Consider the following 9,529-nt stretch of genomic DNA (forward strand, 5'->3'; position numbering starts at 1 on the left):
ATGATTCATCTAGAGATTGTTTTACGGATACACGTACGGGAGAAATTTATACCTACAGAAACATTGATAGACAAGGATATAAACAGTATCGTATAAGCGATAACAGTAATAAACGGATACTACGTCGAGCGATAGATGCTGATGTATACGATAGATGTCGTGAGCGTCGATTATCTACGTTTGGGAAAGCACTATATAAACGACGGAAAGAAACGATTGAGCGTAGCTTTGCAGACTCTAAACAAAATCATGGGTATCGGTTTGCACAATATAGAGGAGTAGCCAAGATGCAGCAGTACACTTGGTTATCTTGTGCTGCCCAAAATATGAAAAAAATGGCAATTCTACTCACGAGAGATAGCCATTTTTTACAATATAGTTCTTTATTTATCATTTTTAAATGCAAAATCCAACGTATTTTTCAAAACTGGAAAAATACGTTGGATTTTTTATCGCTATTGTCAACAGTCTGAGGAGAACTGACAGTTCATATTGTCAGTTCTCCTTTTTTATTATTGGTAATGACTAATGTCATTCACTACTGAAAAACTTCTAATTATAAAAATAGGTTGCAAAAATTTGTCTAGCCACTTGACCCGCATAACCTTCGTTACCTTCTAAATGTGGTACAACAACAGTTACTGTTATATCGGGATTATCACTCGGAGCATATCCAGAAAAAATAGAGTTGATTACTTCTGATTGTGCTTTGTCTTTAATATCTCCGTCATAAATGGCCTCTGCTGTTCCTGATTTACCTGCTACTGATATACCAAATCCAGCATAATTTGTATATTCTGTTCCTAAATATCCGTTTACAACACGGTATAGACCTTCTTTTATACGACTGAATTGAGAGGTTGTTAAATCAACCTTATTCATCAATGTTGGCGTCATATCTGTTTGAACTTGCCCAAAACCAGTTAAGCTATTGATGTCACGAATTTCTCGTACTAGTCTTGGTGCAAAACGCACTCCGTCATTGGCAACTGTCGTCATATATTGTGATACTTGTAGTGGAGAGTATAAATCATACTGACCAAAAGATAAGTAGACAGCCCCAACAAGTGGTGTTTGATATGGAGAATATCCCGTGCTGACATTTGGTAAATCAATACCAGTAGAGCCTCCTAAACCATACGCAGCATACTCTCTTCTCAATTTATAAATCGTATCGTCCATAATAGACAATGTATTCCCGGTGGAAAAATCTGGTTGTCCTCCAACTGCTAAGGCGATTTTTGCCATATACACGTTGGAAGAACGTTCTAATGCTGTAATATCATTTATCGCAACACTTCCCTCTTGATTGAAGAAAGAACGAATTGCATTTGAATTTTGAAAATGCAATGGAGAATCGATTAATACATTATTCTCTTCATCGATTACATTATATTTATACCCTATACCTACACTGGCTGCTTTGACAACAGATCCCATACCAAAATTTTTATTCATTGCACCTAAAATATCATCTTCAATTTTAGAGGTATCGTAAGTATCTTTTTCTTCATTATAAGCATATTTTTTACCATTGATTGATAAAATTTCTCCAGTATTAGTTTTTTGAACAACCGCATAAATAGAACTATTTAATCCTTTATGTTCAATATTTCTTGTTAAAAAATTCGTTAAAATGCCATCTACTCTTTTTTGTAATGCTGTATCTAATGACAAAACAAGATTTGAACCTGCTTTTCCTTCGTATGTTTCTGTCGAAGACATAACTTTATTATTCGTATCCAATGTAACAGACGTTACTTTTGGTGTTCCTCTTAAAACTGAGTCATATTGTTTCTCTAAAAAACTAGTTCCAACACGACTATTACTTGCATAACCTTGCGCCATCAATAAATTAGCTTCTTGTTGAGGTAACCCTGTTTTCTCAGTAGATACACTACCAAGAATTGCTTTCAAAAAATCTCCTTCAGGATAAATTCTTTCCCAATCAGAACCTATGGATATGCCTGTTAATTCGGTTAAATGCTCTGTTACATTAAAGATTTCTTCATTTGTAACCTCTCTATTTTTAATCGCTATCGTAGATAATGAACTAATACTGTTCATTCGTGTAAAAATAGCTGCAATTTGCTTATCCTTATCAGAGAACATAATATCCTCTGCTGTTATTTTTTCTAATTGCGTATTATATAAAGCTACCCCAGATAATTTTTTTTCACTGGTACTCAAACGACTATTCAATTCATCTTTATGCAAAACAGCCCAATAATCTTTCAAATCTCTCTCTTTTAATTCTTCTGTTGAAACAGAAATATAATCCGATAAACGTGTTGCAATTTTCACCATATCACTCGTATTAAGTGTATGTCTTGTATAGTTAATGGTCGTATGTGCCTTATTTCCAACCAATAAAACACCATTTCTATCAAAAATTTGTCCCCTTGCCATTTCCGTTTTTACGTGTATAGCTTTGGTATCTGTTAAAATAGTTGTGTATTTATCATGATTTGTTAATTGTAAAGACACTAATCTTACAATTAAGATAATAAATAAAATCACTATAACAGAAAACAATAGATTTAATCGCAATGGAATATGTGATTTCTTTACTTTTTTGTTCACTTATCGTCACCTTTTCATACTAACATAAAAACTATTATATCAGAAATTATACTTGTTTACATTCATTTATTGGCTATTTTTTCAATAATACGATAGAATGTATCCAATATATTAAATAAAAAAAGGAGATAAGCATGAGCTTCGATGGATTTTTTACCTATCACATAAATAACGATTTAAAAAAACAGCTTGAAAATGGACGTATCAATAAAATTTATCAACCTAGTCCGTACGAAATTGTATTATCGATGCGTGCAAATCGCCAAAACTATAAATTACTTTTAAGTATTCATCCAACACAAGCAAGATACCATTTAACACAAGAAACATTTTTCAATCCTGAAATAGCACCAAATTTTTGTATGTTACTAAGAAAACATTTAGAAGGTGCTTTTTTAAAAGATATTCAACAAGTTGGTATTGACCGTATCACAACCTTTATTTTTCAAAATAAAGATGATATTGGTGATGAGCATTTGCTCCACCTAACGATTGAACTAATGGGTAGACATAGTAATTTATTTTTAATCAATCCTTATACGAATAAAATTTTGGATTGTTTAAAACGTGTGTCACAAACAAAAAATTCATATCGTTTATTGGCAGCCAATCAACTATACACACTCCCACCGTATCAACACAAACAAAATATTATCACACTTTCAAAAAATGAATTGGAACATATTTGTAGCACGGTTGATGCAAATCCAAAATCTATTCAAGAAACATTCCAAGGATTAGGTCGAGATACTATTCAATGGGTCTTAGATACAATGGAGCACGAGCAATGCTCTTTGTCGGATAGTCTTTATCAATTAAAGAACGCTCCTACTTGTCCATCACTAACCTCCCATGGTTTTTCATGTATAGACACAACTGGTGAAAAAATAAATTCTCTACACGAATTATTAGATGTCTTTTATCAAGAAAAAGCAAAATTAGAACGTGTCCAACAATTAAGTGGAAATTTAATCTATAAACTACAACAAATTATCGATAAAAATCTAGATAAATTAAATAAACTGCATACAGAAAAAAATTCCGCTGAACATGCAGATACATTCCGTATCAAAGGTGAGATTTTAACAGCTTTTTCTTATGAAATACCAAAAGGACAAACCTCTGGAACTTTTTTAAATTTTTATGATGATAATAAACCGATGACTATCACACTAAAACCTGAATTAACACCGACACAAAATGCACAATATTACTTCAAAAAATATCAAAAATTAAAACAAGCAATTTCTCATCTTGATGAACAAATTGAACTAGCACAAAATGAAAATATGTATTTAGAAAGTGTTCTTGTACAAATTAAATTAGCAAATACAGAAGATTTGGTGGCGATTAAAGAAGAACTTATTTCAACAGGTTATTTGAAACAGCAAAACCGAATGAACCGAAAACAACAACACAAAAAACTAGCACCACTACAATTTTGTTCTAGTGACGGAATATCTATTTTAGTTGGACGGAATAATTTACAAAATGATACATTAACACTGAAACAAGCTAAAAAAACAGATATCTGGTTACATACAAAAGACATTCCGGGCTCCCATGTTATTATTCAACATGACTCTCCTAGTCAAGATACATTATTAGAAGCTGCACAAATTGCTGCGTACTATTCAAAATTTCAAGCATCATCAAATGTCCCAGTCGATTATGTTGCTGTCAAATATATAAAAAAACCGAATGGTGCAAAACCAGGATTTGTTATTTATGAAAATCAAAAAACATTATTTGTATCTCCGGATAAGTCTATTATTGAGCGTCTAAAAGTTGATTTTTAAAGGGTATTTCATTATAATGTATACGAAAGAATAGATTGGAGTTTATATATGTATAAGAAAAAAGAGAAAACAAAAATGGAAAAAATTACACAAATTGTTGTGTGGTTAATGCTCATTGCAACATTGGGATCTATCATTATCGGTAGTGGTATGTACGTTTATAATTTTTTAAATCACTAAAAACAAGCGAAGCAAATGGACATCTTCCATTTCTTCGCTTATTTTTTATTTAAAAATATTGCGAGTTGATGCTTCTATTCATCAACTCGCAAACTATCTATCTTTTTTTCTTTTTCGCTTTTTTATTTGCCTTTTTCATCATTTGTTTCATGGCAAGTTTCCCAAGTTTTCCTTTGACACCACCACCCATAAGATTTTCCAAACCTCCTAGATTACCTTTTGACATTTGGCTCATCATCTTACGTGATTCATTGAATTGTTTAATCATGCGATTAACTTCCATGATATTACGTCCTGATCCTTTGGCAATACGTTTGCGACGACTTTGCGTTAAACTATCTGGATTTTCACGTTCACTTGGTGTCATGGATAAGACAATGGCTTTCATATGTGCCATATCTTTTGGATCAATTTTTAACTGATCCATTCCAGGAATATTACTCATACCTGGAATCATTTTGATTAAATCTTCTAAAGGTCCCATATTGGATACTTGATCCATTTGAGCAATAAAATCATTAAAGTTAAATGTGTTCTCACGCATTTTTTCTGCCATTTTAGCAGCTTCTTTTTCATCAAATTCTTGTTTTGCACGTTCAATCAATGTCATTAAATCGCCCATACCAAGAATACGTGATGCCATTCGATCTGGATAGAATGGTTCTAAATTATCTAATTTTTCACCTTGTCCAGTAAATTTAATTGGTTTACCTGTCATTTGACGAATAGATAAGGCTGCCCCACCTCTGGTATCACCGTCAAGTTTTGTGATAATAACACCCGTAATATCTAAACGGTCATTAAATGCTTGTGCAACATTAACAGCATCTTGCCCTGTCATTGCATCGACAACAAGTAAAATTTCTGTTGGATTAGTCACAGCTTTAATTTGTTCTAATTCCAACATCAATTCTTCATTCACATGTAAACGACCTGCTGTATCAATAATGACTAAATCTCTACCATCTAAAATGGCTTTATCAATGGCCTGTTTTGCAATATCAACTGGACTAACTGTATCACCTAATGAAAAAACAGGTAGCTCTAATTGTTGACCAATTGTTTTTAATTGTTCAATCGCTGCAGGACGATAAATATCGCCGGCTACTAACATTGGGCGTTTGTGCTCTTGTTTTTTTAAATAATTCGCTAATTTACCAGCAGTTGTTGTTTTACCTGCCCCTTGTAGACCAACCATCATCACAACTGTCGGTGGTTTAACAGAAAACCGGAACGGTTCTTGCTCGCCTCCCATTAAGGCTGTTAATTCTTCATTAACAATATCAATGACTTGCTGAGCAGGAGACAATGCTTCTAGCACATTTGCTCCTAAAGCTCGTTCATTTACTTTTTTTACAAATTCTTTGACAACTTTAAAGTTAACGTCTGCTTCTAATAATGCTAAACGTACTTCACGCATCATTTCTTTTAAATCAGCTTCGGTAATTTTTCCTTTTCTACCTAGCTTTTTGACCGCTCCTTGTAAGCGTTCAGATAAACCTTCAAAAGCCATTATTTATCCTCTCCATTCCCTATTTCTTGAACAAGACGATGCAACACAGCGTCCTCTTGATAATGTGTACGAACATATTCTTGTAATACTTTTAGATGTTTTTCATTTACAGCATATTGTTCAATTAACCGCAGGACACTTTCATAATGTGCCAATATTTGCTCACTACGCTTAATATTATCATATACAGCTTGTCTACTAACATTTAGCTCCTCAGAAATTTCACTCAGCGATAAATCTTGTTCATAATATAATTCTAAATATTCTTTTTGTTTTGCTGTTAGGAGTCCTCCGTAAAAATCGTACAACATGCTCATATATGCTGTTTTTTCCATTTCCATCTTCTCACTCCTAACCTTTTATGCACATTTTTCATTATAGCATATTTTTTAAGGATGATGTATTATTTTCATTAAAAGTGCATTGGCTTTACAAAAGTAAAAACAACGCTTACAATAAAAGAAATAAAAAAGGAGTGTTGTTTATGAATGAAAATCGATCTTTATTATCTAATTCATTAATTCCCTTGCTAATATCGTATATTACGTCTGCAATAGCCTATTATAAATTACTAAAATTATCACAATATAAATCTCCACTACGTGCTTTTATACCTTTTTCAAGTGCCTATTTCTTAGGTTATTTGTCTTATAGTAAAAATATGCAACTACCTAAAGACGTGCTACATAAAGAAAAACATAAAAATGGTATAAAAAAATTTATTTGGTTTACGATTATTCCTTTGATATGTATTATTGGTATGGCTGTATTTATTGTATCCACTATTTTTCAATATCGTGATATAACAGATTATACCTCACTCTTCCTACAATTAGGTCCTATTTTCTTACTATTGATAATAGGTTTACTTTATTTTGGTATTTGGTACTTAATTGTTATGTATAAAATGTATGTTCACTTTACAACAACGAATACAAAAGCGATTTTATGGATCTTTTTTCAATTAGTAATAGCTGTTATTGCTTCAGAAATAAAAAATGAACTTATCAGTTATATCGTTTCGTGTGTATCTCTTACTATTTTTACTATTTTTGCTCTAACAAGAAAATTTTACAAATATTCAATTAGAGATAACGAAGAAAAGGAATAAACTGAAAATCAATAAAAGTCTTGACATCAACTTGTTGAACATGTTGATGTCAAGACTTTTTACTATGATAATATACTTCTAAATTGTTTACTTTTGAATAATTTTTTTAATGCCATTTTTTCTCTAATAATGCTGATAGTTTTGTTAGTAATGTAATTAAAATAATATAAGTAGCAGCTACAACAACCCATGTATTTCCTGACGCATACGTTCTAGCAATAATAAGTCTTCCTGTTTGTGTTAATTCTACTAATCCAATAGCTGATAAGATAGAAGTGTCTTTTAATGTCATCACAAATTGGTTAATAAATGGTGGAATCATGACTTTTAACGCTTGAGGTAAAATAACTTTTCGCATTGTTGTATGATATGGTAATCCTAAACTACTAGAAGCCTCGAATTGTCCTTTATCTACAGCGTTGATACCTGCTCTAAATAATTCACCTATATAGGCAGCTGCATTTAATCCTAATGTTATCAAACTTGGTAAAAATGCATCTGTATATTTGAAATTAAAAAATTGTGGTATAGCAAAATAAACGAAAAAGGCTAAAACCAAGAGTGGTGTACCACGCATAATATCAATATAAACTTGATAGAAAAACATCAATACTTTATTATGAGAAACACTGAACAATCCTAAAATCATACCTAATATTAGTGCAATAACAATAGATATAAATGTTAATAAAAGTGTTTGGCAAAGTCCACTAAAAATTTGACTACCATTTGTACGTAAAATACCGATGATAGACGTATCTTCTACTGTAGTTTGTGTATTTTGTGTCGTTACAGCTAATGATGAACCACCTAAATATTTGTTCACGATAGTCGCATACTCGCCACTTTCTTTTAATTGTTTTAATCCGGCATTAAATTTTTCAACCAAAGACTTTCCTTTATCATCTTTCGTTGATGCAAAGCCATAAATAGATTTCGGTGATTCTGTTTTTATCGTTTTTAATGGAACATTAGCTGATGAAATAGTATATTCAATACTTATTGAATCATCAAATAAAGCATCACTATTTCCGGATAAAACAGCTTCAACCATTGCTCCCGAGTCTTCAAAAGTTGTTGTTGTAAACCCATATTTTTCTGCTAATTCTTGAGCGTATGTCGCACCTGCTGTTCCAATTTTTATAGCAATATGTTTTCCTTTTAAATCATCTAATGATTGGATTGTACTATCTTTTTTTGTGGCTACAACAATACCATCATCCTCAAAATAAATATCCGACATATTAAATTTAGCTTTTCTTGCTTCTGTAATCGACATACCTGCGATTACACCGTCAACTTGATTTGATTCTAACGCTTGTAAAGCAGCATTAAATCCTAGTGCTTTAATTGTTACCTCAAATCCTTGATTTCTAGCAATAGCTTTTAATAAATCTATATCTAATCCGATCATCTCTCCAGATGTATCTACCCATTCAAAAGGAGCATATGTTGTATCTGTTGCGATTGTATAAACTTCCGTAGCAAAAGTATTGTTTGATGTTATAAAATATACCAAAAATAATATAATAACACTAAACACTTTCCCTATTTTTTTTATTATTTTCATTATTTAACTCCTTTTTTCTGTAAACTAAATTTTCTTTCTTTATATTATATGATAAACATTAAATTTAGCAAAATTCTTATCACTAATCATGTTATATAATATAACATGATTAGTGAATTAAACTATTTGAAAAAATAATTTATTGGGCGTATAATGAACAAAGAAAGTTTCATTTAAGCAAGATAGGAGGCGATACTAGGATGAAAGTCGTCATCACATTTTTTTGGGCATTTTTAATTACACAAGTAACATTCTTTTTGGGTGCATCCTTATCAGGAATGCAATACCATTTTTCTCACGCAACTGCTTTAGCCGTTGCAGCAACATTATCAGTAATCATCATCACAAAAATGTTACCACCTATTCAAAAAGCAGAAAAATCACATGAAGTATCTCATTAAAAAAAGACAGTCTACCAACTGTCTTTTTTTATGGGCTCTATAATAAATCGTGTTGGTGGGAATAATCCACCAACACGATTTTGTATATAAAAGTGGACAAAAAAAGAGAAATACCTGTATGATTAAATCACCACAATTAAACAAGGAGGTATTTCTCATGGATTATTATACAAAAAAATTGTTGACATTAACAGATAAATCTTTCATAGCTGATGACCATTGGTTAGAAGAAAAAACAATAAATGGTATTCCCCACCACTTTATTAAAGGTACTTGGACAAAGCCTTGCCACATCTGTCCACATTGTCATGCTGAAACACTCATCAAACATGGGACATATCAAACGAAAACATTATTACCAAAGTTTAGACA

At 31.7% G+C, this 9,529-nt stretch carries 9 protein-coding genes and 1 pseudogene; 6 read left to right on the plus strand and 4 right to left on the minus strand.

Going from position 1 to position 9,529, the window contains the following annotated elements:
• Positions 1-473: transposase (locus GMA11_RS08640; RefSeq protein WP_205422926.1), on the plus strand; the 473-nt coding region annotated here is incomplete at its 5' end.
• A gap of 79 nt (positions 474-552) precedes the next feature.
• On the opposite strand, the gene GMA11_RS08645 is transcribed toward GMA11_RS08640, so the two are convergent.
• The gene (locus tag GMA11_RS08645) at positions 553-2,583 is read right to left on the minus strand and encodes a penicillin-binding protein 2 (protein ID WP_163546754.1); all 2,031 of its coding nucleotides are present in this window, start codon (positions 2,581-2,583) and stop codon (positions 553-555) included.
• A 134-nt stretch (positions 2,584-2,717) separates the two neighbouring features.
• On the opposite strand from GMA11_RS08645, the gene GMA11_RS08650 reads away from it, so the two are divergent.
• Positions 2,718-4,382: an NFACT family protein gene (locus GMA11_RS08650; protein ID WP_163546755.1), complete on the plus strand. Its 1,665-nt coding sequence runs from the start codon at positions 2,718-2,720 to the stop codon at positions 4,380-4,382.
• Between the two features lie 48 nt (positions 4,383-4,430).
• The gene (locus GMA11_RS08655) at positions 4,431-4,562 is read left to right on the plus strand and encodes a DUF4044 domain-containing protein (protein ID WP_163546756.1); all 132 of its coding nucleotides are present in this window, start codon (positions 4,431-4,433) and stop codon (positions 4,560-4,562) included.
• A 97-nt stretch (positions 4,563-4,659) separates the two neighbouring features.
• On the opposite strand, the gene ffh is transcribed toward GMA11_RS08655, so the two are convergent.
• On the minus strand, positions 4,660-6,075 hold the full coding sequence (ffh, locus tag GMA11_RS08660; RefSeq protein WP_163546757.1) for a signal recognition particle protein: 1,416 nt from the start codon (positions 6,073-6,075) through the stop codon (positions 4,660-4,662).
• Positions 6,075-6,416, minus strand: a complete 342-nt coding sequence (locus tag GMA11_RS08665) for a putative DNA-binding protein (RefSeq protein ID WP_163546758.1) — start codon at positions 6,414-6,416, stop codon at positions 6,075-6,077. The genes ffh and GMA11_RS08665 overlap by 1 nt, the downstream gene beginning before the upstream one ends.
• A gap of 143 nt (positions 6,417-6,559) precedes the next feature.
• Between GMA11_RS08665 and GMA11_RS08670 the strand changes: the two genes are divergently transcribed.
• Entirely contained in the window at positions 6,560-7,186 is a 627-nt protein-coding gene (locus GMA11_RS08670) for a hypothetical protein (protein WP_163546759.1), read from the plus strand.
• A gap of 106 nt (positions 7,187-7,292) precedes the next feature.
• On the opposite strand, the gene GMA11_RS08675 is transcribed toward GMA11_RS08670, so the two are convergent.
• Complete coding sequence (locus GMA11_RS08675; protein WP_205422927.1) at positions 7,293-8,756, minus strand: ABC transporter substrate-binding protein/permease; 1,464 nt, start codon at positions 8,754-8,756, stop codon at positions 7,293-7,295.
• A 200-nt stretch (positions 8,757-8,956) separates the two neighbouring features.
• On the opposite strand from GMA11_RS08675, the gene GMA11_RS08680 reads away from it, so the two are divergent.
• Both GMA11_RS08680 and GMA11_RS08685 read left to right on the plus strand, forming a co-directional pair.
• Entirely contained in the window at positions 8,957-9,157 is a 201-nt protein-coding gene (locus GMA11_RS08680; protein ID WP_163546760.1) for a DUF2929 family protein, read from the plus strand.
• A 157-nt stretch (positions 9,158-9,314) separates the two neighbouring features.
• Positions 9,315-9,529 (plus strand): annotated as a pseudogene (locus tag GMA11_RS08685) (ISL3 family transposase); the annotation flags it as partial.

The sequence above is a fragment of the Granulicatella sp. zg-ZJ genome (assembly GCF_010892355.1).
In the GTDB taxonomy this organism is placed as follows: Bacteria; Bacillota; Bacilli; order Lactobacillales; family Aerococcaceae; genus WM01.

What these genes read in the sequence shown, in the direction of transcription:
- GMA11_RS08650 (WP_163546755.1), top strand. Translation starts at nt 2,718, where the DNA reads ATGAGCTTCGATGGATTTTTTACCTATCACATAAATAACGATTTAAAA.
- GMA11_RS08655 (WP_163546756.1), top strand. Translation starts at nt 4,431, where the DNA reads ATGTATAAGAAAAAAGAGAAAACAAAAATGGAAAAAATTACACAAATT.
- ffh (WP_163546757.1), bottom strand. Translation starts at nt 6,075, where the DNA reads ATGGCTTTTGAAGGTTTATCTGAACGCTTACAAGGAGCGGTCAAAAAG.
- GMA11_RS08665 (WP_163546758.1), bottom strand. Translation starts at nt 6,416, where the DNA reads ATGGAAATGGAAAAAACAGCATATATGAGCATGTTGTACGATTTTTAC.
- GMA11_RS08670 (WP_163546759.1), top strand. Translation starts at nt 6,560, where the DNA reads ATGAATGAAAATCGATCTTTATTATCTAATTCATTAATTCCCTTGCTA.
- GMA11_RS08675 (WP_205422927.1), bottom strand. Translation starts at nt 8,756, where the DNA reads ATGAAAATAATAAAAAAAATAGGGAAAGTGTTTAGTGTTATTATATTA.
- GMA11_RS08680 (WP_163546760.1), top strand. Translation starts at nt 8,957, where the DNA reads ATGAAAGTCGTCATCACATTTTTTTGGGCATTTTTAATTACACAAGTA.